Raw genomic sequence first — 24,130 nt, forward strand, 5'->3', positions numbered from 1 at the left:
TCATCCCATTCGCGACACATCTGGCCGTTCCCTTACAAATCGACATACCTTCTCCGAACTTCAGGAGGCATAACCATGCGTGTCAGGACGACTGCGACGGTCGCCGGGCTCATGCTCGCGGCCGCGGCCTGTGGCAGCGGCGGCCAGTCCACCGATGCCGCCCCCTCGGCCGGCGGCAGCAGCGCCCCCGCCGCCGCCAAGTCCCTGGAGGGCACCACCGTGGAGGTGGCGGCCAAGTGGACCGGCGAGGAGCAGGAGAACTTCCAGAAGGTGCTGACGGCCTTCGAGCAGAAGACCGGCGCCAAGGTCACCTACGCCTCCACCGGTGAGGACACCGGCGCCTACCTCGGCCCGCGCATCCAGGGCGGCAGCCCGCCGGACGTGGCGATCCTGCCGCAGCCCGGCCTGGTGCAGCAGTACGCCGACCAGAAGGCGCTCAAGCCCCTCACCGCCGAGGTCCAGACCCAGATCGACCAGAACTACACCCCGTACTGGAAGAGCCTCGGCTCGGCCGGCGGCCAGGTCTACGGCGTGATGGTCAAGGCGGCGCACAAGTCGCTCATCTGGTACCGCGCCCCCGCCTTCGAGGACGCCGGCGCCCAGCCCGCCACCACCTGGGACGAGCTGATCGGCAAGACCGCGCAGACGCTCGCCGACTCCGGCACCGCGCCGTTCGCGCTGTGCGGGGCCTCCGGCTGGACGCTCACCGACCTGTTCGAGAACGTCTACCTGTCCACCGCCGGGCCGGAGAACTACGACAAGCTCTCCAAGCACGAGATCCCGTGGACCGACCCCTCGGTCACCACCGCCCTGGAGAAGCTCGCGCAGATCTTCGGCAAGAAGGAGTTCATGCTGGGCGGCGCCTCCGGCGCCCTGCAGACCGACTTCCCGACCTGCGCCACCCAGGTCTACGGCCAGAAGAAGGCCGCCATGGTCAGCGAGGGCGACTTCGTCGCCTCCTCGGCGGTCCAGTCCGGCGCCAAGGTCGGCGAGGACGCCAAGATCATGCCGTTCCCCAAGGCCGGCGACACCGCACCGGTCGTGCTGGGCGGCGACATCGCGGTCGCGCTGAAGGACAACAAGGGCGCCATGGCGCTGCTGGAGTACCTCGCCTCGGCCGAGGGCGGCTCGGTGTGGGCCAAGCTCCCCGGCTACCTCTCGCCGAACCGCAACGTCTCCCCGGACAACTACCCCGATGACCTGACCAAGCAGCTCGCCCAGACCATCATCTCCGCCGGCGAGGCCGTGCGGTACGACATGTCGGACCTGGCGCCGAGCGCCTTCGGCGGCACCGACGGCAAGGGCGAGTGGAAGCGCCTCCAGGACTTCCTGCGCGACCCCAAGGACATCAAGGGCACCCAGGAGAAGCTCGAGGCCGACGCCGCCAAGGCCTGGAAGAAGTAGGGGCGAGGGCCGTGACCGAAAGGTTGGGCGGCCGGCGCACCCCCCGCGGCGACGACGACGTCGTCGCCCGCGGGGGCTCCCCCGGTCCGGACGAGACCACCGAGACGACGGCCGGCCCGGCCGGCACCGCCGCCCCGGCCACCGGCGACGCCGGCGGGGCGGCCCCCGCCGGGGACGCGACCGAGGGCGCGCCGGCCAAGGACACGCCGGCGAGCGCCGGCGAGGTCGCCGGCGAGCAGGCCACCGGCGGCGGGGACGCCGCCACGCGAACGCATCCCGCACTGGCCGACGTGGCCACCGGCGAGGACGGCACCACCAGCAGCGCGCCCCCGTCGGTGCCGACCGGCGGCCCGGCCGCCGGGAAGGTGTCCTACGGAGGCTCGGGCAACCTCGGCCCCTCCCCCAAGGTGGCCGTCTTCTTCCTGCTGCCGGCGTTCGTCCTACTCGGTGCCTGGGTGGTCTACCCGATCATCTACTCCATCTGGCGCAGCATGTTCGACGCCAACGGCGACGGGTTCGTCGGGCTGGCCAACTACGGCGCCATCTTCAGCGACGCGGGCATGCTCACCACGATCAGGAACAACCTGATCTGGGTGGTCATCGCCCCCAGCCTGGTGACCGCGCTCGGCCTGCTCTTCGCGGTGCTGACCGAGCGGATCCGCTGGGCCACCGCGTTCAAGCTGATCGTCTTCATGCCCATGGCGGTGTCGCTGCTCGCCTCCGGCGTCATCTTCCGGCTCGTCTACGAGCAGGACCCCGACAAGGGCGTGGCGAACGCGGTCATCACCTCGGTGCACGACGTGTTCGCCAAGAGCAGCGGCTATCCCGGCGCCCGCCCCCGGGAGAACGACCAGGCCCCGGTGGCCGTGGAGAACGGCGCGGTCGTCACCAGGCAGGGCGCCCAGCCGGGCGGCCAGGTGCTCATCCCGCTGGTCGGCATGAAGCCCGCCGACATGCCGGAGGGCGCGGCGACCGCCAAGCCCGCCACCGGCGCGCCCGGCGAGCTGGCCGGCACGGTCTGGCTCGACTTCACCCAGGGCGGCGGCGGCCAGGTCAACCAGATCGACGGCAGCGAGAAGGGCATGCCGGAGGTCACCGTCGAGGCGGTGTCCGGCGGAGCCGTGAAGGCCACCACCACGACCGCCGCCGACGGCACCTTCCGCTTCAGCGGGCTGCCCGCCGGCACCTACCAGGTGCGGTTGCCGCAGGACAACTTCGCGCAGCCGTTCGGCGGGCTCACCTGGCTCGGCCCGACCCTCATCACGCCGGCCATCATCGGCGCGTTCATCTGGGTGTGGGCCGGATTCGCGATGGTGCTGATCGCGGCGGGCCTGTCGGCCATCCCGCGCGACGCGCTGGAGGCGGCCCGCATCGACGGCGCCACGGAGTGGCAGGTGTTCCGCCGGATCACCATCCCGCTGCTGTCGCCGGTGCTGCTGGTCGTCCTGGTCACCATGATCATCAATACGCTGAAGGTCTTCGACCTGGTCTTCGTGATCGCTCCCGGATCCGTGCAGCCGAACGCCAACGTGATCGCGCTGGAGATGTGGCGCGTGTCCTTCGGCGGCGGCGGCAACCAGGGCCTGGGCAGCGCGCTCGCGATCTTCCTGCTCGTGCTGGTGCTGCCGTTCATGGCCCTCAACATCCGGCGGTTCCGAAGGGATCAGGCATGACGACCATCACCGCGCCCGGCACGGGCGGCCAGGCGGGCGCGGTCCGCCGTGGGGCGCTCTCCCGGGTGATCGACAAGCTCGGCGGCGGCCTGGTGCAGGTCGTCCTGATCGTCCTGGCGCTGTTCTGGCTGCTGCCCACCCTCGGCCTGCTGGTGGTGTCGCTGCGCGACGACACCGCCAACAACTCCAGCGGCTGGTGGACCTTCTTCACCAAGCCGGCGCAGCTCACCTTCCAGAACTACGCCGACCTGCTGGCGAGCGGGTTCACCAGCTCCTTCTGGAACACCGTGGCGATCACGGTGCCGGCCACCATCCTGGTCATCGGCATCGCGGCGATGGCCGGTTACGCGTTCGCCTGGATGGAGTTCCCCGGCCGGGACGCGCTGTTCCTGGTGGTGATCGCCCTGCTGGTGGTGCCGATCCAGATCGCGCTGATCCCCATCGCCAAGCTGTACGGCTTCCTCGGGATCTTCGGCTCGATCCCCGGCGTCGTGCTGTTCCACGTGGCGTTCGGCCTGCCGTTCGCCATCTTCCTGCTGCGCAACTTCTTCGCCGGCATCCCGAAGGAACTGCTGGAGGCGGCGCGGATGGACGGCGCCGCGGAGTGGAAGATCTTCGCGACGGTGGTGTTCCCGCTGGCCAAGCCGGCGGTCGCCTCCCTCGGCATCTTCCAGTTCCTCTGGGTGTGGAACGACCTGCTGGTCGCACTGGTCTACGCCGACTCGGCCAACCAGCCGATGACCAAGGCACTGCAGTCACAGATGCGGCAGTTCGGGACGAACATCGACATCCTCGCGCCCGGCGCGTTCCTGTCGCTGATCATCCCCCTGGTGCTGTTCTTCTCGTTCCAGCGCTACTTCGTCCAGGGCCTGCTGGCCGGTTCGGTCAAGTAGCGGACGCCGATCCGGGTGCTCGCCTCGCGGGGGCAGGCGGGCACCCGGAAAACGCTCGCGATCACGTTGGGTAGCGATACGATTACCGGCATGTTCGAGAACGAGCCGTCCCCCCGCGTCGCCTCCCACCGGGAGGTCGACGATCTGCGCGCGTTCGCCGTGGCGACCGCGGAGAAGATGCACCGCCTCACCATCGAGAGCAGCGAGCATCGGTACTACCTCAGAGGCATCGCGAGTGATCTGGCCCATCTGAAGGACAGCCACGACGACCTGCTCAAGCAGAGCACGGAGCTGTGCACCCGGATGCTCTCGGTGGAGGCCGGAGTCAACGACTTCCGCGCCCGCTTCATCACATTGCACGACGACGTCGCGGCGATGAAGACCGAGATGGCCACCCTGGCCACCAGGGCCGAGCTCGACCAGGTCCGGGTCGAGGTGGGTGAGATCAAGAACACCATGGCCACCCGGGTCGAGCTCGCCCAGGTCCGCACCGAGATCGGCGACGTGCGCACCGAGATCGGCGACCTGCGTACCGAGATGGGCGAGATCAGGGCCACCATGGCCACCAAGACCGAGCTGGACGAGGTCCGCGGCGAGGTCGGCGAGCTGCGCACCGAGGTCGGTGAGCTGCGCACCGAGGTCGGTGAGCTGCGCACCGAGGTGGGCGGGCTGCGCACCGAGGTGTCCTCGGTGACCGGGAAGGTGGACGTGCTGCTCGCCCACTTCGGGCTCAACTAGCGGGCCTCCCCTGTCGTAGGTCACGGCTAAGATCCCGGCATGACCGGACGTCCATTGAACGAGGTCGTCGAGCCCGGCTGGGCCGCCGCCCTGGAACCCGTCGCCGAGCGCGTCGCCGCGCTCGGCGACTTCCTCAGGCAGGAGATCGCCGAGGGTCGGCAGTACCTCCCCGCCGGCCCCAACGTCCTGCGGGCCTTCCAGCAGCCCTTCGACCAGGTGCGGGTGCTCATCGTGGGGCAGGATCCCTACCCCACCCCCGGTCACCCGGTCGGCCTGAGCTTCTCGGTCGCGCCGGACGTGCGCCCTATCCCCGGCAGCCTGGTCAACATCTTCAAGGAGTACACCGCCGACCTCGGCCACCCCGCGCCGGCGGGCGGCGACCTGACGCCGTGGACCGAGCAGGGCGTCCTGCTGCTCAACCGGGTGCTCACCGTCGCCCCCGGCAAGCCGGCCTCGCACCGCGGCAAGGGCTGGGAGCAGGTGACCGAGCAGGCGATCCACGCGCTGGTCGCGCGGAACACCCCGCTGGTCGCCATCCTGTGGGGCCGCGACGCCCGCTCGCTGAAGCCGATGCTCGGCCACGTCCCCTGCGTGGAGTCCGCGCATCCGAGCCCGCTGTCGGCGCGCAACGGCTTCTTCGGCAGCCGTCCGTTCAGCCGGGCGAACCAGCTGCTGGAACAGCAGGGCGCCGCGCCCGTGGAGTGGAAGCTTCCCTGACCCGGCCCGGCCGCCGTCAGCCGCCGAGCACGCCGTCGACCAGGGCCCGGGCCTCCTCCTGCACCCGCGCGAGGTGGTCGGGGCCCTGGAACGACTCGGCGTAGATCTTGTACACGTCCTCGGTGCCGGACGGGCGGGCGGCGAACCAGGCGTCGGCCGTGGCGACCTTGATCCCGCCGAGCGCGGCGCCGTTGCCCGGCGCCGCGGTCTGCACGGCCGTCACCGGCGCGCCGGCCAGCGTGCCGGCCGTGACGTCCTCAGCCGACAGCCTGCCGAGCGCCGCCTTCTGCTCCCGGGTGGCCGGGGCGTCCACCCGGGCGTAGGCCGGGTCGCCGAACCGGGCGGTGAGTTCGGCGTAGTGCTCGCTCGGCGACCGCCCGGTGACCGCGATGATCTCGGCGGCCAGCAGCGCGAGGATGATGCCGTCCTTGTCGGTGGTCCACACCGAGCCGTCGCGCCGCAGGAACGACGCGCCCGCGCTCTCCTCGCCGCCGAAGCCGAGCGACCCGTCCAGCAGCCCGCCGACGAACCACTTGAAGCCGACCGGCACCTCGTAGAGCTCGCGCCCGAGGTCGGCGGCCACTCGGTCGATCATGCCGCTGCTGACCATGGTCTTGCCGACCCGGGCACCGGCCGGCCAGCCGGGCCGGTGCCCCCACAGGTAGGAGATCGCCACGGCCAGGTAGTGGTTGGGGTTCATCAGCCCGGCGTCCGGGGTCACGATGCCGTGCCGGTCGGCGTCGGCGTCGTTGCCGGTCGACACCTGATAGGCGGACCGGCCGGCGATCAGCGAGGCCATCGCGTACGGCGACGAGCAGTCCATGCGGATCTTGCCGTCCCAGTCGAGCGTCATGAAGCGCCAGGTGGGGTCCACCTCGGGGTTGACCACGGTCAGGTCCAGCCGGTGCCGTTCGGCGATCTCCCCCCAGTAGGCCACGCTGGCCCCGCCCAGCGGGTCGGCGCCGATCCGCACGCCGGCCGCCCGGACGGCGTCCAGGTCGAGCACGGCGGGCAGGTCGGCCACGTACCGGCCGAGGAAGTCGTATCGCCCGGTGGTGGCGGCGGCCAGCGCCCGCTCGTAGGGGATCCGCCGGACCTCCTTCAGCCCGCCGGCGATCAGCGCGTTGGCGCGCTCCTGGATCCAGGAGGTGGCGTCGGTGTCGGCCGGTCCGCCGTTCGGCGGGTTGTACTTGTAGCCGCCGTCGCCGGGCGGGTTGTGGGAGGGCGTGACGACCACGCCGTCGGCCAGTCCGGTGCCGCGCCCCTGGTTGTGGGTGAGGATCGCGTGGGACACCGCCGGCGTCGGGGTGAAGCCGTCGCGCTCGTCGATCAGGACGGTCACCTCGTTGGCGGCGAAGACCTCCAGCGCCGAGACCCGGGCCGGCTCGGACAGCGCGTGGGTGTCGGCGCCGAGGAACAGCGGGCCGTCGGTGCCCTGCCGGGCCCGGTACTCGCAGATGGCCTGGCTGGTGGCCAGGATGTGCTCCTCGTTGAACGCGGTCGTCAGCGACGATCCGCGGTGGCCGGAGGTGCCGAAGGCGACCCGCTCGCCGGGCCGCTGCGGATCGGGGTGCCGCGCGTAGTACGCCGTCACGAGGCGGGGCACATCAACCAGGTCGGACGTCTGGGCCGGCCGGCCGGCGCGCTCGTGCACCATGAGAAACTCCTCGTCCCGTACGGGTTCCGGACAGGATGCCACCTACCCCCGGGACGTCCCGTTCATCCCGGCTCCTACCACCAGGTGGATGGTATCCACGGCGCGTCCCGACATGTCCGGCGGCCGTCACGATAGCGACATTCCTCCCCGGTAGCCCGGCCGGTTTCGCTACCATGACGGCTACCTGACCCGGTGGAGCTCGAGGAGGACGCGGTGCGCGCAGATTCCCCGCACGGGCTGGACGTCCGCACCCCCAACTCGGCCCGCATCTACGACTTCATGCTCGGCGGCAAGGACAACTTCGCCGCCGATCGGGAGGCGGCCGCGCAGATCCTCCGGGTCTGCCCGCAGGCACGGGACGGCGTCCGCCTCAACCGCGAGTTCCTGGTCAACGCGGTCCGCCACCTGGCCGCCGAGGCCGGCGTCCGGCAGTTCGTCGACATCGGGGCGGGCCTGCCGACGCAGAACAACGTGCACGAGGTCGCGCACGCGGTGGACCGGTCGGCGCGGGTGGTGTACGTCGACAACGACCCGATCGTCTGCGTGCACGGCCGGGCGCTGCTGGCCGACGCGAACACGGTGGCGATGGTCGAGGCCGACCTGCGTGATCCGGGCGACCTGTACGCCAGGATCGACGAGACCGGGCTCATCGACTGGGACCGGCCGGTCGCCGTGCTGATGGTGGCGATGCTGCACTTCGTCCCCGACCCTTACGATGCCGTGGCCCGGCTGCGCGAGTTGATGGCGCCGGGCGGCCACCTGGTGATCAGCCACCTGACCAGGGACGAGGGGGACGGCGAGCTGACCGACCGGCTGCGCGACATCTACTCGCGCAGCGGCACTCCGGTGGTGCCGCGCACGATCCCGGAGATCCGCGCGCTGTTCGGCGACTTCGAACTGATCGAGGACGAGCAGTTCATGCCCGCCTACCTGGTGCGGCGGTTCGCGGCCCTCGGCTGGGGATCCGTCGGCCGCAAGCCCTGATCCCCCGGCGGGAGCGGCTCACCCGCCGGCCGCGACGCGCGCCGCCACCGCCCGCGCCTCGGCGACCGCCGCCGGGATGTCGAGCACCGGGTAGATCACCAGCCGGACGGTCCGGGCCGGATCGGCGACCAGGATCAGCCGCTTCAGCCGGGTCGTCTGGCCGGTCCGGAAGGTCGGCAGCCGGAGCGCGGCGGCCAGCGCCGACTCCGCGTCCGACAGCAGCGGGAAGGTTACGCCCTCGGCCAGGGCGAACGCGCGCTGCTCGTCGGGGCGCTGGGTGCTGATCCCGTGCACGGTGACGCCGGCGGCGGCGAGTTCCGGCGCGATGTCGCGGAACAGCCGGTTCTCCAGAGTGCACCCCGCCGCGCCGGGCACCTGGTCCCAGTCGGGCGGCAGCGGGCCGGGCCGCCCGGTGGCCGGGTAGGTGAAGATCACTGTAGCCCCGGCCGGGGCCACCACGTCCACCTCTCCCGGTTCCGCCCGCGGCGGCAGTACGGCCGGCAGCGGCAGCGGGCCGGGGATCGCGGCGCCCGCCAGCGCGTGGACCCGCGCCGCCTCCCGGCCGTCCGGCGCGGCGGTCCCGGTGAGCGAGCCGTCGGCCAGCAGCCAGCGGTCCGCCCAGTCCTGCATGGAGATCAGCACCGGCGCCAGCGCCCGGCCCCGTCCGGTCAGCAGGTACTCGTGCCGGGTGGGCCCGGTCTGGTAGGGCCGCCGGGCCAGCACGCCGTGCTCCACCAGGTGCCGGAGCCGCTCGGTGAGCACCTTGCGGGAGATGCCGAGCTCGGCCAGCAGTTCTTCGAAGCGGTGGTGCCCGCGGGTCACCTCGCGGACGATCAGCAGACTCCACCAGTCGCCGATGACCGCCGCGGCCTGTGCGATCGCACAGGCCAGGTCCTGCTCACGTGGTTCCCTGGCCATGCCGCCACTTTACGCCCTCCTCGGTCTCTGATAGAAACTCATAAGTTCCTAAAGGAGACTAATATCGTGTCCGTGCTGTCCTTCCCGGTCCAAGTGGGCTGGGCGACGTTCCGGCGCACCTGGCGGGTGACCCGCCGCGCCTATCCCTGGTCCTACTTCATCGGCACCCTGATGCTCGGGGTGTTCACCGTCGGGCTGGCCCATCTCGGCCTGCAGGCGATCGGCGGCGGGCAGGTGGCCGCCGGCTTCACCGCCGCCACCGGATCGGCGGACTACCTCGGCTACATCACCGTGGGGGCCGCGGCTTTCATGTTCACCACGCACGGGGTGCTGTGGGTGGGCAAGGCGCTGATCGAGGAGCAGCGGGCCGGCACGCTCGGCGCGCTGCTGCTGGCGCCGGCCCGCCGGCTACCCTACCTGCTGGGCTTCGCCGGTTTCGCCTTCACCGCCATCGCGCTGGAGGTGGCCGTGCTGCTCGGCTGCGCGCTCGCGCTCGGCGCCCGGCCGGCCGCCATGGGCGCGTCGCAGGCGGCGCTCGCGGTGCTCACGTTGGGCGTGGCGGTGTTCGGCATGTCGGTGGTGCTCGGCGGCGTCATGATCACTGCCGGTGAGGCGCACATCACCCAGAACACCGTGTTCTTCGCCATCGCCCTGCTGTCCGGCTTCACCTTCCCGCGGCAGGACCTGCCGGTGGTCCTGCAGTGGCTCGGCGAGCTGGTGCCGACCACCGCCGCGATGGACGTGATCCGCGGGGTGTTCACCACCGGCGCCGGCGTCCCGCCCGGCCGGGCGGCGGTGGCGGTGCTGCTCGGCCTCGCCTACACCGCGGCCGGCCTGGCCTACCTGCCGCGCGCCGAGCGGCACTCCATGGAGAGGAATCACTGACATGATCAGGACCGTCGGGCTGCGCAAGGAGTTCCGCACCCGCCGCGCGACCACGACCGCGGTCGCCGGGCTCACCCTGGAGATCCCCCGCGGCCGGGTGACCGGACTGCTCGGGCTGAACGGCGCGGGCAAGACCACCACCATCAAGATCCTCGCCACCCTGCTGCGGCCGACGGCCGGCACGGTGCTGGTGGACGACCTGGACCCGCTGCGCGACGCCGGGGCGGTGCGGCGCCGGATCAACCTCATCGCGGGCGGCGAGCGCATGGTGTACGCGCGGATGACCGGCCGGGAGAACCTGTGGTACTTCGGCCGGCTCTACGACGTGCCGGGCGCCGTGCTGCGCCCCCGGGTGGCCGAGCTGCTGGAGCTGGTCGGGCTGTCGGCCGCCGCCGACACCAGGGTGGAGCGGTACTCGCGCGGAATGACGCAGCGGCTGTCCATCGCACGCGGCCTGATCAACGATCCGGCCTACCTGCTGCTGGACGAGCCGACCCTCGGCCTGGACGCGCCGATCGCCCGCGACCTGCGCCGGGTGGTCGCCCGGCTGGCCGCCGAGGGCACCGGCGTGCTGCTCACCTCGCACTACCTCGCCGAGGTGGAGGAGCTGTGCCAGCACGTGTACGTGATCGCCGGCGGGCATCACCTCACCGCCGGCAGCCCGGCCGAGCTGACCGCGCGGGCCGGCTGCCACCGGTCCGTCCGGGTCACCGTGACCGGCGCCGGGCCGGAGGTGGCCGCCGCGGTGGAGTCGCTGGCCGCCGATCTCGGCGCCGCGGCCGTGCTGGACCGGGCGGCGGACGGCTCGCTGGTCGCCTCGCTGAGCCACCCCGGGGAGATCGCCGGCCCGCTCGCCATGGCCGTGGTCGGCGCCGGCGGCACGCTCGCCGGCCTGGAGGTCGCCGAGCCGACGCTGGAGGACGCGATCCTGGCGCTCAACGACCGGGCCGGGATGGTGAGCGCGTGATCACGCTGCGGCCGCACGAGAAGCTGCTGTACCGGGCCACGCCGCGGCGGGCGGCAGCGGGCCGCCGGACCCGGCGGCCCGCCGGTCAGGCGCTGCGGCACGCGGGCCGGGTGTTCGCGGCCGAGGCCCTCAAGCAGCACCGCCGGTCCTTCGGCAGCAAGCTGGTGGTCTTCTCCATGCTGATCTGGCCGGTGATGCAGCTGGCGGCCACCTACTACACCGTCCGCCCGCTGGCCGCCACCCCCGGCATCGCCGAGCGCTGGCCGCTCGCCGCCGACCCCGGGCTGCTGCTGGCCTTCCTCGCCACCGGCACGCTCGGCTTCACCTTCTTCTTCTCGCTGGTGCAGTCGGCCTGGCACTTCTCGTTCGAGCGCGTCACCGGAACGCTGGAACTGCTGTTCCTTTCCCCGGCCGACCGCCTGGTGATCGTGGTGGCCAACGGCTTCGGCGCGCTGGTGCAGAACGCCTGGCTGTTCACCTGCTTCATGATCGCCGCGTTCACCGTGCTCGACGTGGTCCATGTCGCCCATCCGGCGATGTACGCGGTGGTGTTCCTCGCCCTGCTGGTGCCCGCCATCGCCTGGGGGGCGTTCCTCAACAGCGTGCTGATCTTCTCCCGGGACTCGGCGTTCCTCTACACGCTGCTGGACGACCCGATGTGGTTCGCCGCCGGAGTGCGGCTGCCGCTGTTCGCGCTGCCGGGGTGGATCCGGGCGGCCGGCTCGGTGCTGCCGCTGACCGGCAGCCTGGTCGTGGTGCGCGGCGCGCTGCTGTCCGGGCAGACCGCCGGCGAGCTGGCCCCGGAGCTGGCCGCGCTGGCCGGCCTGTCGGCGCTGCTCTTCGCCGCGGCCGTGCTGGCGCTGCGGCTCGGCGAGGCGAACGCGCAGCGTACCGGCCGGCTGCGGCTGTTCTGAGCCGGGTCAGGCCGGCGGGCCGAGGTGGCGCTCCAGGGAGTCGACCTTGCCGGTCATCGCGCCGGTCACCCCAGCGCGCACGTCGGCCTTGAGCACCAGGCTCACCCGGGGTGCCACCTCGGCCACCGCCTCGACGGCCCGCCGCACGACGTCCATCACCTCGTCCCACTCGCCCTCGACCGTGGTGAACATCGCGTCGGTGCTGTTGGGCAGCCCGCTGTCGCGCACCACCCGCACCGCCCTGGCCACCGGCTCCGACACGCCCTCGCCCACGCCCAGCGGGGTCACCGAGAAAGCTACGATCATTCACCCATTGTCCAGGGCGACGAGCGGCGCCGGGTAGCCGGCCACCTTGGGGGACGCCTTCCACGGCTGGTGGACCAGCCCGGCGGGCAGGCCGGCCAGCTCGGGGACGTACCGCCGCACGTACTCGCCACCGGGGTCGAAGCGGTGCGCCTGGCGCAGCGGGTTGAGCATCCGGTTGGGCCGGGTGTCGTTGCCGGTGCCGGCGACCCACTGCCAGTTCCCCCAGTTGTTGGCCACGTCACCGTCCAGCAGCAGCTCGGCGAAGTGCTCCCCGCCGACCCGCCAGTGCACCCGCAGCCTCTTGGTCAGGAAGGAGCCCACGATCATGCGGGCGCGGTTGTGCATCCATCCCTCGGCGAGCAGTTGCCGCATGCCGGCGTCCACGATCGGCACGCCGGTCATGCCCTCGCGCCAGGCCTGCGCGGCGTCCGGATCGTCGTTCCACTCCACCTGGCGTGGCCGGTAGTCGCGCCGGGGCAGCTCGGGGAAGGCCATCGCGACCTGGTGGAAGAAGTCGCGCCAGCACAGCTGCCGGACGAAGGCGTCCGCGCCGGGGTGCCCGCTCGCCCGGGCGACCACCTCCGAGGGGGACACGCAGCCGAACCGCAGGTACGGGCTCAGCATGGAGGTCTGGTCCTCGGCCAGCTCGTCGTGGCCTTCGGCGTAGTCGGCCAGGCAGAGCTTCACCCACAGCTCCAGCCGCCGGCGCGCCACGCTCTCGCCGCCGCGTAGCCCGCCGGCCGGCCGGCGGCGGGCGGCGGGCACCTCCCCGGGGTCGAGCCCGGCGGGCAGCCGGACCACCCGGGGCGCGGCCAGCACCCGGCGGTGCGGTTCGGCCGTCCAGGCCCGCCAGTAGGGGGTGAACACCCGGTAGTGATCACCGGCGGCGGGGGTGAGATCACCCGGCGGCACCACGGTGACGCCCGGGAAGAGCCGGAAGTCCAGCCGGTGCTCCCGGCAGGCCTCGCCGAGCCGCCGCTCGCGGCGCCGGGCGTACCGGCTCACGTCGGCCGACGCCCAGATCGCCGCCGCGGGCAGCTCGGTGGCCAGCCGGACCGCCTCGGCCACCGGGTCACCGCGCCGCACCACCAGGTCGCCGCCGAGATCGCGCAGCGAGGAGCGCAGGTCGTCCAGCGACTCGGCCAGGAACACGTCCCGGTGCCGGCCTCGGATGCCGGGGTCGGCGACGAACAGCGGCACCACCGTGCGCGCGCGGGCGCACGCCTCGGCCAGCGCCGGATGGTCGTGCACCCGCAGGTCCCGGTTGAGCAGCACGATGATCGTGTCCACGTTCCTGAATTCGGTGGCGAGCGGGCCGCCGGTTGCGTCCGGACGGGCCCCGGTCTCGAATACCAGGGTGTGACCGAAAGCAGGGGAACGGCTCGGGAACCGGCCGTCGCCTGGCACCCTTTTACCTCGGCGGGTGACTCCGCCGCGGAGCACTGGACGATGCGCATGGACGAGCAGACCGCCGGCGAGGCCGGCGAGCCGGGGGACGACGGGCCGAGTTACGGCATCGGCGCGGTCGCCCGGCGGCTCGGCGTGCCCGCGCCCACCCTGCGCACCTGGAATCTCCGCTACGGCATCGGACCTAGCCATCGCAGCCCCGGCGGGCACCGCCGGTACGGCGCGCTGGACCTGCGGCGGCTGGAGGAGATGAACCGGCTGATCAAGGCGGGCCTGCCGCCGGCCGAGGCGGCGCAGGCGGCGCTCGGCACCCGGGTCGCGCCGCCCGGCCGACCGGCGGGCACCCGCCTGGTGCCGGTGGAGGTCACCCCGCCCGCGGCGCCGGCCCATCCCAGGGTACCGACCGCCGCGGCGCTGGCCCGGGCCGCGGTCAACCTGGACGGCGCCGCGGTGGTGGCCGGTCTCGCGGCCGCGCTGGCCGAGCACGGCGTGCCGTGGACCTGGCGGCACCTGGTGCTGCCGGTCTTCGACACCATCGTCCGGCGGCAGGAGACGACCGGCGCGGGCGTGGAGATCGAGCACCTGTTCTCCGAGCGGCTGCTCAGCGCGCTGAGCGAGCGCGCCGGGCGCCCGCCGGTCCCCGCCCATCCCCGCCCAGTGCTGCTGGCCTGTGCCGCGGACGACCAGCACAGCCTGCCGCTGTACGCGCTGGCCGCCACGCTGACCGGCTCGCACGCCCTGGAGACCCGGGTGCTCGGGCCGCGCACCCCCTACGCCGCGCTGGGTGACGCGATGCGCCGGCTCGGCCCGGTGGCGGTCTTCGTATGGTCCCAGCTGGAGGAGACCGGTGATCCGGCCCCGCTGGGCCGGTTGCCGGTGCTGCGCCCGGCGAGCCGGATCATCGTCGGCGGGCCCGGCTGGTGGGACGTCCCGCTGCCCGCGGGCGTGACCCGGGCCGTCTCGCTGCCCGACGCCGTCACCCAGGTGCTGGCCGGCCTCCACTAGCGGCCGCCGCGTATCGCGACGGCCAGGTGCCCGATCGCCGGGCCCGCGCCGCCGGCCGGGCGGCATCCATGGCCGGCCGCCGCGCCGCACCGGCCGGGTGCCCGCCGGGCGACGCGAACCTGCGTGCCCTGCGGGGATCCGCGCCGGGCCGGCCACCCGTCCAGGGCCGGTGACCGGCCGCCCGGCGATCTCCGGCGCGAAATCCATGACACCGATTTGACCCGGGATGGGTTGCGCCACGCCGCCCAGGGCAGCTACGAATAGGTTTTGAATAAGTTTCTGACCCGAGGAGGGTCCTATGACGGAAACCCTGGGCGCCCGGCTGGCGAGCGGCGACGACGCCGCGCTGGCCGAGTGCCTTCGCACCCACGCGGGGTTGATCGCGTCCTACCTGCGCAAACTGGTCCCGGCGCAGGACGTCGAGGACGTGCGGCAGGTGGTCTTCGCCGAGGTGTGGCGCTCCCGCGCGCGGTACGACCCGGCCCGCAGCCTGGAGGCCTGGCTGCTCGGGATCACCCGTAAGCGCGCCATCGATCACCTGCGGGCGCGCACGCTCACCACCGTCCCGCTGGAGAGCGTGTCCGAGCCCGGCGACGAGGACGGCCGCGACACCGCCGAGGCGGTCGGGCGGCGCGACCAGATCGAGCGGGCGCTCGCCGTGCTGCCGGACGCCCAGCGCGAGGCCATCGAGCTCGCCTACTGGTCGGACCTGACCCAGCGCGAGATCGCCGAACGGCTCGACGTGCCGCTGGGCACCGTCAAGGCCCGTACCTCCCGCGGCCTGCACCGGCTGTCGGCCGTGCTGTCCCCTCTCGCGGCGTGACCGCGCGCCGCCAGGGCACGACCGCCATATGACCGGGCCACTCGCCCCCGACGGTCACCCGGTCCCCGAACCGGAGAGCCCGGCGACCGGCCCTCCGGTGACGCCCCTGGTGGCCTGGCCGACCGCGGGCGGCACCCGCCGGGCGGCCCGGCGGAGCGCCTGGGGCACCCCCGCCGCGCCGCCCGCCTGACGGCGGCCCGGTCAGGTGGTTCCCGGACGGACGACGGCCAGCGAGCGGGGCGGCAGAGTGAGATCCGCCCCGGCCAGCGAGATCTTCGGATCCGAGGCCAGCAGCACCGTACCCGGGGCCGGCGGCACCGTGCCGGATGCCAGCGGCACCGTCACGGTCGCCTCGCCCAGGTTGGCCGCCACCCGCAGCGTCCCCCGGTGCACGATGATCCACCGGTCCTGCTCGCTCACCTCGGTGACCACCCGGTCCAGCCGCGGGTCGGCGAGCTCCGGGCACGCCCGGCGCAGCGCGATCAGGTCGCGGTACCAGCCGAGCAGGTCCGCGTGCCCCGGCGCCGACCGCTCGTCCCAGTTCAGCTTGGAGCGGTGGAAGGTCGCCTCGTCCGACGGGTCGGGCGCCATCGCGCCCCAGTCGTCGTAGCCGTGGCCGAGGAACTCCCGCTCCCGCCGCTCGCTCTCGCCCTGCTTCAGATGCGGCTCCACGTGGTCGGTGAAGAACTGGAACGGGCTGCTCGCCCCCCACTCCTCCCCCATGAACAGCATCGGGGTGAACGGCGAGGTCAGCAGCAGGCCGGCGCCCAGCCGCAGCGCCTCGGCCGGCAGCCGGTCGCCCATCGCGCGGTTGCCGATCTGGTCGTGGTTCTGCAGGCAGGCCACGAAGCGGTATCCGGGCGTGCGCAGCCGGTCCACCGGGCGGCCGTGCACCCGCCCGCGGAAGGTCGAGTAGGTGCCGTCGTGCAGGTAGGCAGAGGTGAGCACCTTGGCCAGCGCGGCCATCGACCCGAAGTCGCAGTAGTAGCCGTGCCGCTCGCCGGTGATCGCCGAGTGCAGCGCGTGATGCACGTCGTCGTCCCAGGTGGCGGCCAGCCCGTGACCACCGGCCTCGCGCGGGGTGACCAGCCGGGGGTTGTTCATGTCGGACTCGGCGATCAGCGTCAGCGGCCGGCCGACCGCGGCGGCCAGCCCGTCCACCTCGATCGCCAGCTCCTCCAGGAAGTGCAGGGCTCGGCTGTCGACCAGCGCGTGCACGGCGTCCAGGCGCAGCCCGTCCATGTGATAGTCGCGCAGCCACTGCACGGCGTTGTCGATGAAGTAGCGGCGCACCTCGTCCGACCCCGGCCCGTCCAGGTTGACCGCCTGCCCCCAGAAGGACGCCGCCGACTCGTTGAAGTACGGCCCGAAGGGCGCCAGGAAGTTCCCCGACGGCCCCAGGTGGTTGTAGACCACGTCCAGCAGCACGCCGATCCCGGCCCGGTGGCAGGCGTCCACGAACCGCTTGAGGCCGTCCGGGCCGCCGTACTCCTCGTGCACCGCGTACAGGTCGACGCCGTCGTACCCCCAGTTGTACCGGCCGGGCACCGGCGGCACCGGCAGCAGCTCGACCAGGTCGACGCCCAGCTCCACCAGGTGCGGGATCCGGGCCGCCGCCGCGTCGAAGGTGCCCTCGGTGGTGAACGTGGCGACGTGCAGCTCGTAGATCACCGCCCCCGGCAGGGCCCGGCCCCGCCAGGCCTGGTCACTCCAGCGGAACTCGCCATGGTCGTACACCCGGCTCGGCCCGAAGATGCCCTCCGGCTGCCGGCGGGTCCGCGGGTCGGGCAGCGGGTCCCCGCCGTCCAGCCGGAAGGCGTAGTCGGTGCCGTGGCCGGCACCGGGCACCTCGGCCGTCCACCAGCCGTCCCCGCGGGCGGCCATCTCGTGCCGCTCGGTGCCGCCGATCTCCACCTCGACGCGACCGGCCGCCGGCGCCCAGACCTCGAACAATGTCCCTCCCCAGCTCGCGCGGCGGCCAAGGCCACGAGCCTGGGCCGCCCCGCTATTCCTTTTCCAGCAACGCCACGGGATAACGTGCGAGAAGGTGCGCGAACGGGACACGCCCGGTGTGCGGGGCTCCGGTGAGCACGTCCCGCCACCGGCCCGGCGGCAGGGTCAGCGTCGCCGCCCCGAAGCCGCCGCGGCGGGCCAGGCCGGCCGGGAACCGGGTGGCCACCACGACCGCCTGTTCGCCCCGGGCGAACGCGATGGCGTGCTCTCCCGGCTCGCCGGGGTCGCCGGTCTCGATCGGGGCGTACGGCGCGACCGGGTCCAGCCGGGAGCGGACCCGCAGCGCCGAAGCGGTCACGTGCAGCTTGTCGGCGTCCCAGGAGTCGCCGCCGGCGCCCAGCAGCGTGCGGCGGTAGGCGTAGTCGACCGGGCGGCGGTTGTCCGGGTCGACCAACGAGAAGTCGGTCGTCTCGCTGCCCTGGTAGACGTCCGGGATGCCGGGCATCATCAGCTGCACCAGCTTCTGGCCCAGCGAGTTGACGCGGGCGCAGGCGTCGATCCGCTCGGTGAAGGCGGCCACCGACGGCCCGCAGACCTCGATCGCCCGGGCGGCGAACTCGCGGACGCCCTGCTCGTAGGCGGCGTCCGGCGCGATCCACGAGATGGAGGTCTTCGCCTCCCTGGCCGACTTGTACAGGAACTCGGCGAACCGCTCGGTGCTGATCGGCCAGGCGGCCATCAGGTTCTGCCAGGCGAAATAGTCGAGCTTGGGGTCGAAGGAGACCTGCCGCGACCACTCGTCGACCGCCGCCGCCCACTCTGCCGGCAGTTCCGACAGCACGGCGAGCCGAGCCCGCACGTCCTCCGACCGCTTGGTGTCGTGGGTGGACAGCGTGGTCATCGTGTACGGCGCCATGCCGGCGCAGAACTCGTGGAACTCCGCGGCCGAGACGCCGAAGTGGTCCGGCTCACCGCCCACCTCGTTCAGGCAGGCCAGCGGGTACCAACGGTACAGCGCGGTGTCCTCCACGCCCTTGGCCATCACCGGCCCGCAGGTCTGCTGGAACCGGGTCACCGTCTCGGCCGGGCCGGACAGCACCAGCTCGGCCGCCCTGGCCACCAGCGCCGGGTCGGCGCGCCCGGCCGCCGCGTCGGCCGCCGCCCGGATCACCTTGACCGTCTCGGCCGGCGGCTCCTCGCCGGGCACCACGTAGGCGCGGTACACCGGCATGGCCGCCAGCAGCTCGACCATCGCCGCGCGCAGCTCAGGCTCGCGCCGGGTGAGCCGGTCCATCTCGCCGCCGAAGAACTGGGCGAGCACCTGCTTCTTGGCCTCGTAGCGGACGGTGTCGTAGTCCCGCGGGAAGCCGGTGCGCCCGGTGAACAGGTCGATCAGCGGCGCGGCGCCGGCCGGATCGACGAACAGCCGGGTCACCATGTTGAGGGCGTCGTAGCCGGTGGTGCCGTCGCACGCCCAGTCGGCCGGCAGCCGCTCGTCCCCGATGAGGATCTTCTCGGCCACCGTCCACACCGGGGCCCGCTCGCGCAGCCGGGTCAGGTAACCGCGCGGATCGGCCAGCCCGTCCGGGTGGTCGACCCGCAGCCCGCTGATCACGCCGTCGGCCACCAGGCGCAGGATGACCTCGTGGGTGGCCTCGAACACCTCCGGGTCCTCCACGCGCAGCCCGATGAGCGACGACACGTCGAAGAACCGGCGGTATCCGGGCGGGGTGCGCCAGGGGGCCAGCCGGTAGAACTGGTCGGCGAGGCCGCCGCCGCCCGGCCGCACCGGGAACTCGTGGTCGTGGTAGCGCAGCACGTCACCGTCCGCCACGACCTCGGCGGACACGTCCACGCCGTCACCGAGCACGGGCATGGTGACCTTGCCGTCCGCCCAGTCGATGTCGAACCAGCCCGCCGACGCGGCCGCCGGCCCGTGCTGGAGCACGTCCCACAGGCGGGCGTTGGCCGACTCGGGCACCGGCACGGTCATGTGGTTGGGCACGATGTCGGCCACCAGCGGCAGCCCGCGGGCGGCGAGCGCCCGCAGGCCCTCCTCGCCGCCGAACTCCGCCCTGATCCGGGTGTGGTCGGTGACGTCGTAGCCGTGCTGCGAGGACGGCACCGCCTGCAGCACCGGCGACAGGTAGAGGTGGCTCACCCCCAGCTCGGCCAGGTAGCCGGTCAGCCCGGCCGCCGCGTCGAACCCGAACTCGGGGGTGAGCTGGAGTCGGTAGGTGGCCGTCGGGACGCCCCCGGCGGGCGGTACGGGCTCGGTCACGGTCGGTCCTTCCGGTGGTGCGTCGGCGGGCGGGGCGGCGGTCAGGCGCGGCGCAGCACCCGGACCGAACGGCCCGCGACGGGCACCTGCTCGCCCGCCCGGTACAGCCTCGCGTCGACCTCGATGGGCACCGCGGTGTCGATCTCGGGAACCCACACGTCGCCGAAGTCCTTCGGGATCGTGAAGTCGATCAGGTCGTGGTGGGCGTTGAACATCAGCAGGAACGAGTCGTCCACGATCCGCCGGCCGCGGCGGTCCGGCTCGGTGATCGCCTCGCCGTTGAGGAAGACGCACAGCGACTTGGCGTAGCCGTTCTGCCAGTCGCCGTCGGTCATCTCGCTGCCGCCGGGGGTGAGCCAGGCGATGTCGGTCAGCTCGTCGCCCGACCCGCGCACCGCGCGGCCGAAGAAGAAGCGGCGGCGGCGGAACACCGGGTGGTCGCGGCGCAGCCGGGCCAGCCGCTGGGAGAACTCCAGCAGCAGCCAGTTCTCCCGCACGTCGGACCAGTCGACCCAGCTGATCTCGTTGTCCTGGCAGTAGGCGTTGTTGTTGCCCTGCTGGGTGCGCCCGAGCTCGTCGCCGTGCGAGAGCATCGGCACGCCCTGGGACAGGAACAGCGTGGCCAGGAAGTTGCGCTTCTGCTGCTCGCGCAGCGCCTCCACCGCGCCGCCGGCCGGGCCCTCGACTCCGCAGTTCCACGAGCGGTTGTCGTCGGTGCCGTCCCGGTTGCCCTCGCCGTTGGCGTCGTTGTGCTTGTGGTCGTAGGAGACCAGGTCGCGCAGCGTGAAACCGTCGTGGCAGGTCACGAAGTTGATCGACGCGGCCGGGCGCCGGCTGTCGTCCTGGTAGAGGTCGCTGGAGCCGGTGAGCCGGGAGGCGAACTCCGGCAGCGCGGCCGGCTCGCCCCGCCACATGTCGCGGATCGTGTCGCGGTAGCGGCCGTTCCACTCGGTCCACCGGGGCGGGAAGTTGCCCACCTGGTAGCCGCCGGGCCCCACGTCCCATGGCTCGGCGATCAGCTTGACCTGGCTGAGCACCGGATCCTGCTGGACCAGGTCGAAGAACGCCGACAGCCGGTCCACCTCGTGCAGCTCGCGGGCCAGGGTGGCGGCGAGGTCGAAGCGGAAGCCGTCCACGTGCATCTCGATGACCCAGTAGCGCAGCGAGTCCATGATCATCTGGAGCGTGTGCGGCGAGCGCATGAGCAGGCTGTTGCCGGTGCCGGTGGTGTCCATGTAGTACCGCTGGTCGTCGTCGACCAGGCGGTAGTAGGACGCGTTGTCGATGCCCCGCATGCTCAGCGTCGGCCCGAGGTGGTTGCCCTCGGCGGTGTGGTTGTAGACCACGTCGAGGATGACCTCGATGTTCGCCTCGTGCAGCGCCTTGACCATCGCCTTGAACTCCAGCACCTGCCCGCCCCGCTCGCCGGAGCTGGAGTAGGCGTTGTGCGGCGCGAAGAAGCCGATGGTGTTGTAACCCCAGTAGTTGGTCAGCCCCCGCTGCTCCAGGGTGTCGTCGGTGACGAACTGGTGCACCGGCATCAGCTCGACCGCGGTCACCCCGAGCCCGGTGAGATGATCGATGATCTCCGGGTGCCCGAGGGCGGCGTAGGTGCCGCGGATGCGCTCGGGGATGCGCGGATGCTGGATCGTCAGCCCCCGGACGTGCGCCTCGTAGATCACCGTGTCGTGGTACGGCGTGGCCGGCGGCCGGTCGTGGCCCCAGCCGAAGAACGGATTGATCACCACCGACTTCGGTACGTAGGGCGCCGAGTCGGTGTCCTCCCGGCTGTCCGGCTCGCCGAACCGGTAGCCGTACGCGGCCTGGTCCCAGCGGACGCCGCCCTCGATCGCCTTGGCGTAGGGATCGAGCAGCAGCTTGTTGGGATTGCACCGCTGGCCGCGCGCCGGGTCGTAGGGCCCGTGCACGCGGTAGCCGTACCGCTGCCCCGGCCCGACGCCGGGGAGATATCCATGCCAGACGAACGCCTCGCACTCGGTGAGCGCGACGCGCCGCTCGGTGTCGTCGTCGTCGAAGAGGCAGAGCTCGACGCGCTCGCCGACCTCTGTGTACAGCGCGAAGTTGGTTCCCGCGCCGTCGTAGGTCGCTCCCAGCGGATAGGGATCGCCGGGCCAAATCTCGATCATGTCACCGTCCGGATAGGCACGTGCCCCGTGTTCCCCTGTACACGCGGCTCATGCCGCCGAGTACGTAGATCGTGCGCTCTGGGGAGGTTCGCGCGCTGCCAGGCTACTGGACCCGCGCCGCGGTCCGGCGCCGGACACTCGGGCGGTCACCTGGACGTCACACGCCTGGCACACCGTGTTGATCCGCGCCGCTCCGCCGGCGCCGAGCATCCCGTCATACCGGACAGACGCTTATGAATTTCCCAGAAACCGCAGGTAGCCTCACCCTGCATGGATTGGAAGCGCAGAGCGAACCATGCCCTCGAAGAGGTCACCGGGTACCGGCTGAGCCGGGCCGGCGCCCCGGCGCCGGCCGGCCCGCCGGACGCCGCCCCCGGCGAGGAGCCGCTCGTCCGCCCGCCGGCCGACCCGGTGGCCGACCGGCTGCTGCGCGCCCCCGTCTTCATCCTCTCCCCGGTGCGCTCGGGGTCCACGCTGCTGCGCGCCCTGCTCGACGCCCACCCGCTGCTGCACGCGCCGCACGAGCTGCACGTCCGCCGGCTGACCGTGGGCTTCGGCACCAAGCTCGCCCGGCAGGCGATGGAGGAGCTCGGCCACGATCGCGGCGACCTGGAACACCTGCTGTGGGACCGGGTGCTGCACCGCGAGCTGGTACGCAGCGGCAAGAAGATCATCGTGGACAAGACCCCGGCCAACGCCTTCGCCTACCGGCGGATCGCCACCTGCTGGCCGGACGCGCGCTTCGTCTTCCTGCTGCGCCACCCGGGCTCCATCGCCCGGTCCTGGCACGAGGCCAGCCCGGACCGGCGCACCCCGGAGGAGGCCGCGCTGGACGCGCTGCGGTACATGAAGGCGGTCGAGCGGGCCCGCGGGGCGCTGTCCGGGCTCACCGTGCGCTACGAGGACCTGACCGCCGAGCCCGAGGCCGAACTGCGCCGGATCTGCGACTTCCTGGACGTCCCGTTCGAGCCGGGCATGCTCGAGTACGGCGAGGGGCTGGTACTGCGCAAAGGCCTCGGCGACTGGAAGGACAAGATCCGGGCCGGCCAGGTGCTGCCCGGCCGGGAACCGCCGGCCGCCGACGCGCTGCCCGCGCCGCTGCGTGCCATGTGCTCCACCTGGGGCTACTCCGCCGACCAGGCGGAGGGCCCGTGAGGATCCGCTACATGCTGCTGCACGCCTACGGGATGGGCGGCACCATCCGCACCGTCATCAGCCAGGCCAACCACATGGCGGACGCCGGGCACGAGGTGGAGATCGTCAGCGTGGTCCGCCGCCGGAAGAACCCGCAGTTCGCCATCGACCCGCGGGTCCGGGTCATCACGCTGGCCGACCAGCGCGCCGGGGTGAGTCCCGACTCCACCGTCCGGCGCGTCTGGCGTCGGGTGCGCGGGAAGATCGTGCCGCGCGGCGAGTTCGCCGCCGGCTACTTCACCGAGCGCGTCGAGAAGGCGGTCATCGACTACGTCACCGGACTGGACGGCGGCGTGCTGGTGACCACCCGGCCCGCGCTCAATCTCATCAGCGCGCGCCGCGCGCCGGACCACGTGGTGCGGGTCGGCCAGGAGCACATGAACCTGGCGACCTACAAGAAAGGGGTGCGGGAGGCGATCGGCCGCTACTACGGCGGCCTCGACGCGGTGGCGGTGCTCACCGAGACCGACCGGGCCGACTTTCGGCGGGCCGTCCCGGGCCTGCGGGTCGAGCGGATCCCGAACGCGGTGCACCGGATCGACCGGGCCAGGTCCGCCCTTACCGCCCCCGTCATGGTGGCCGCCGGGCGGCTGTTCACGCAGAAGGGCTTCGACCTGCTCATCCCGGCCTTCGCCGAGGTCGTCAAGGCGCATCCGGACTGGCGGCTGCGCATCTTCGGCTCCGGGCCGAAGAAGGACATGCTGCAGGCCATGATCGACGAGCGGGGGCTCGGCGGGGCGGTCACGCTGATGGGCCGCACCGAGCACCTGGACCGTGAGCTCGCCGCGGCGTCGGCCTACGTGCTCAGCTCCCGGTTCGAGGGACTGCCGATGGTGATGATCGAGGCGATGGCGCACGGGCTGCCCATCGTCGCGTTCGACTGCCCGACCGGCCCGCGCGACGTGCTGACCCACGGCGAGGACGGTCTGCTCGTTCCGCCGGGGGACATCGCGGCGCTGGCCGCGGGCATGCGGCGGGTGGTGGAGGAGCCGGAGCTGCGGCGCCGCCTCGGCGGGGCCGCGGCGCGGACGGTGCGCGCCTACGCGCCGGCGGTGGTCATGCCCACCTGGGAGGCGCTGTTCACCGAGCTGACCCTGGGCAGGCGGCGGAGCGCGGACCGGCCGGGCCGCTGAGGCGGACTCGGACGCCGAGTCGGGTTCAGCACGCGATGGCCGGGGGCGGACACGGTGCCTGGCTCGCCCGCGACCCGCGCTCAGACGCGGTGCGGGCTCAAACGCGGTGCGGGCTCAGACGCGGTGCGGGC

Annotated in this window: 21 protein-coding genes; 14 read left to right on the forward strand and 7 right to left on the reverse strand. The window is 72.7% G+C overall.

What is annotated here, in order from left to right:
* Positions 1-75: 75 nt before the first annotated feature.
* From Sru01_RS00830 to Sru01_RS00850, 5 genes are all read left to right on the forward strand, one after another.
* Positions 76-1,404 carry an ABC transporter substrate-binding protein gene (locus Sru01_RS00830; protein WP_203981851.1) on the forward strand — a complete coding sequence of 443 codons (1,329 nt, stop codon included), beginning with the start codon at positions 76-78 and terminating at the stop codon, positions 1,402-1,404.
* Positions 1,405-1,694: 290 nt separating this feature from the next.
* Positions 1,695-3,077: an ABC transporter permease gene (locus tag Sru01_RS00835; protein WP_203981876.1), complete on the forward strand. Its 1,383-nt coding sequence runs from the start codon at positions 1,695-1,697 to the stop codon at positions 3,075-3,077.
* The gene (locus Sru01_RS00840) at positions 3,074-3,970 is read left to right on the forward strand and encodes a carbohydrate ABC transporter permease (RefSeq protein ID WP_203981852.1); all 897 of its coding nucleotides are present in this window, start codon (positions 3,074-3,076) and stop codon (positions 3,968-3,970) included. Before Sru01_RS00835 ends, Sru01_RS00840 begins: the two co-directional genes overlap by 4 nt.
* Before the next feature lie 90 nt (positions 3,971-4,060).
* Positions 4,061-4,708, forward strand: a complete 648-nt coding sequence (locus Sru01_RS00845) for a hypothetical protein (RefSeq protein ID WP_203981853.1) — start codon at positions 4,061-4,063, stop codon at positions 4,706-4,708.
* A 39-nt stretch (positions 4,709-4,747) separates the two neighbouring features.
* Positions 4,748-5,425 (forward strand): uracil-DNA glycosylase, encoded by a 678-nt coding sequence (locus tag Sru01_RS00850; RefSeq protein ID WP_203981854.1) that lies wholly within the window; start codon positions 4,748-4,750, stop codon positions 5,423-5,425.
* Between the two features lie 16 nt (positions 5,426-5,441).
* Here the strand turns inward: Sru01_RS00850 and pgm are convergent, their stop codons facing one another.
* The gene (gene pgm / locus Sru01_RS00855; protein WP_203981855.1) at positions 5,442-7,082 is read right to left on the reverse strand and encodes a phosphoglucomutase (alpha-D-glucose-1,6-bisphosphate-dependent); all 1,641 of its coding nucleotides are present in this window, start codon (positions 7,080-7,082) and stop codon (positions 5,442-5,444) included.
* A 213-nt stretch (positions 7,083-7,295) separates the two neighbouring features.
* Between pgm and Sru01_RS00860 the strand changes: the two genes are divergently transcribed.
* Entirely contained in the window at positions 7,296-8,066 is a 771-nt protein-coding gene (locus Sru01_RS00860; RefSeq protein ID WP_203981856.1) for an SAM-dependent methyltransferase, read from the forward strand.
* A gap of 18 nt (positions 8,067-8,084) precedes the next feature.
* Here Sru01_RS00860 and Sru01_RS00865 read toward each other — a convergent pair whose 3' ends face one another.
* Entirely contained in the window at positions 8,085-8,984 is a 900-nt protein-coding gene (locus Sru01_RS00865) for a winged helix-turn-helix transcriptional regulator (protein ID WP_203981857.1), read from the reverse strand.
* A 66-nt stretch (positions 8,985-9,050) separates the two neighbouring features.
* Here Sru01_RS00865 and Sru01_RS00870 point away from each other — a divergent pair, with 66 nt between their 5' ends.
* From Sru01_RS00870 to Sru01_RS00880, 3 genes are read left to right on the forward strand one after another with little or no spacing between them, the layout of a single operon-like run.
* Positions 9,051-9,869, forward strand: coding sequence for an ABC transporter permease (locus Sru01_RS00870; RefSeq protein ID WP_203981858.1), 819 nt, complete (start codon positions 9,051-9,053; stop codon positions 9,867-9,869).
* Position 9,870: 1 nt separating this feature from the next.
* Positions 9,871-10,836 carry an ABC transporter ATP-binding protein gene (locus Sru01_RS00875; RefSeq protein WP_203981859.1) on the forward strand — a complete coding sequence of 322 codons (966 nt, stop codon included), beginning with the start codon at positions 9,871-9,873 and terminating at the stop codon, positions 10,834-10,836.
* Positions 10,833-11,750, forward strand: coding sequence for an ABC transporter permease (locus Sru01_RS00880; RefSeq protein ID WP_203981860.1), 918 nt, complete (start codon positions 10,833-10,835; stop codon positions 11,748-11,750). Before Sru01_RS00875 ends, Sru01_RS00880 begins: the two co-directional genes overlap by 4 nt.
* A gap of 6 nt (positions 11,751-11,756) precedes the next feature.
* Here Sru01_RS00880 and Sru01_RS00885 read toward each other — a convergent pair whose 3' ends face one another.
* Both Sru01_RS00885 and Sru01_RS00890 read right to left on the reverse strand, forming a co-directional pair.
* Positions 11,757-12,056, reverse strand: coding sequence for an MTH1187 family thiamine-binding protein (locus tag Sru01_RS00885; protein WP_203981861.1), 300 nt, complete (start codon positions 12,054-12,056; stop codon positions 11,757-11,759).
* A complete protein-coding gene (locus tag Sru01_RS00890) occupies positions 12,057-13,346 on the reverse strand; it encodes a cryptochrome/photolyase family protein (RefSeq protein ID WP_203981862.1) in 1,290 nt (429 codons plus the stop codon).
* 165 nt (positions 13,347-13,511) lie between these two features.
* On the opposite strand from Sru01_RS00890, the gene Sru01_RS00895 reads away from it, so the two are divergent.
* The 3 genes from Sru01_RS00895 to Sru01_RS00905 all read left to right on the forward strand — a co-directional run bounded on the left by Sru01_RS00895 (position 13,512) and on the right by Sru01_RS00905 (position 15,481).
* A complete protein-coding gene (locus tag Sru01_RS00895) occupies positions 13,512-14,468 on the forward strand; it encodes a MerR family transcriptional regulator (RefSeq protein ID WP_203981863.1) in 957 nt (318 codons plus the stop codon).
* A gap of 298 nt (positions 14,469-14,766) precedes the next feature.
* The gene (locus tag Sru01_RS00900) at positions 14,767-15,291 is read left to right on the forward strand and encodes an RNA polymerase sigma factor (RefSeq protein ID WP_203981864.1); all 525 of its coding nucleotides are present in this window, start codon (positions 14,767-14,769) and stop codon (positions 15,289-15,291) included.
* 28 nt (positions 15,292-15,319) lie between these two features.
* A complete protein-coding gene (locus Sru01_RS00905) occupies positions 15,320-15,481 on the forward strand; it encodes a hypothetical protein (protein ID WP_203981865.1) in 162 nt (53 codons plus the stop codon).
* An 11-nt stretch (positions 15,482-15,492) separates the two neighbouring features.
* Here Sru01_RS00905 and treZ read toward each other — a convergent pair whose 3' ends face one another.
* Genes treZ through glgX form a run of 3 tightly spaced genes read right to left on the reverse strand, consistent with a single transcriptional unit; the run spans position 15,493 to position 21,672 of the window.
* Positions 15,493-17,244, reverse strand: coding sequence for a malto-oligosyltrehalose trehalohydrolase (gene treZ / locus Sru01_RS00910; RefSeq protein ID WP_203981866.1), 1,752 nt, complete (start codon positions 17,242-17,244; stop codon positions 15,493-15,495).
* A 52-nt stretch (positions 17,245-17,296) separates the two neighbouring features.
* Positions 17,297-19,525 carry a malto-oligosyltrehalose synthase gene (gene treY / locus Sru01_RS00915; RefSeq protein ID WP_203981867.1) on the reverse strand — a complete coding sequence of 743 codons (2,229 nt, stop codon included), beginning with the start codon at positions 19,523-19,525 and terminating at the stop codon, positions 17,297-17,299.
* Positions 19,526-19,566: 41 nt separating this feature from the next.
* Entirely contained in the window at positions 19,567-21,672 is a 2,106-nt protein-coding gene (glgX, locus tag Sru01_RS00920) for a glycogen debranching protein GlgX (RefSeq protein WP_203981868.1), read from the reverse strand.
* A 270-nt stretch (positions 21,673-21,942) separates the two neighbouring features.
* Here glgX and Sru01_RS00925 point away from each other — a divergent pair, with 270 nt between their 5' ends.
* Both Sru01_RS00925 and Sru01_RS00930 read left to right on the forward strand, forming a co-directional pair.
* Positions 21,943-22,827, forward strand: a complete 885-nt coding sequence (locus tag Sru01_RS00925; protein ID WP_203981869.1) for a sulfotransferase family protein — start codon at positions 21,943-21,945, stop codon at positions 22,825-22,827.
* Positions 22,824-23,999, forward strand: a complete 1,176-nt coding sequence (locus Sru01_RS00930) for a glycosyltransferase family 4 protein (RefSeq protein ID WP_203981870.1) — start codon at positions 22,824-22,826, stop codon at positions 23,997-23,999. The genes Sru01_RS00925 and Sru01_RS00930 overlap by 4 nt, the downstream gene beginning before the upstream one ends.
* Positions 24,000-24,130 lie beyond the last annotated feature (131 nt).

It is taken from the genome of Sphaerisporangium rufum (genome assembly GCF_016863395.1).
Taxonomy (GTDB): Bacteria; Actinomycetota; Actinomycetes; order Streptosporangiales; family Streptosporangiaceae; genus Sphaerisporangium; species Sphaerisporangium rufum.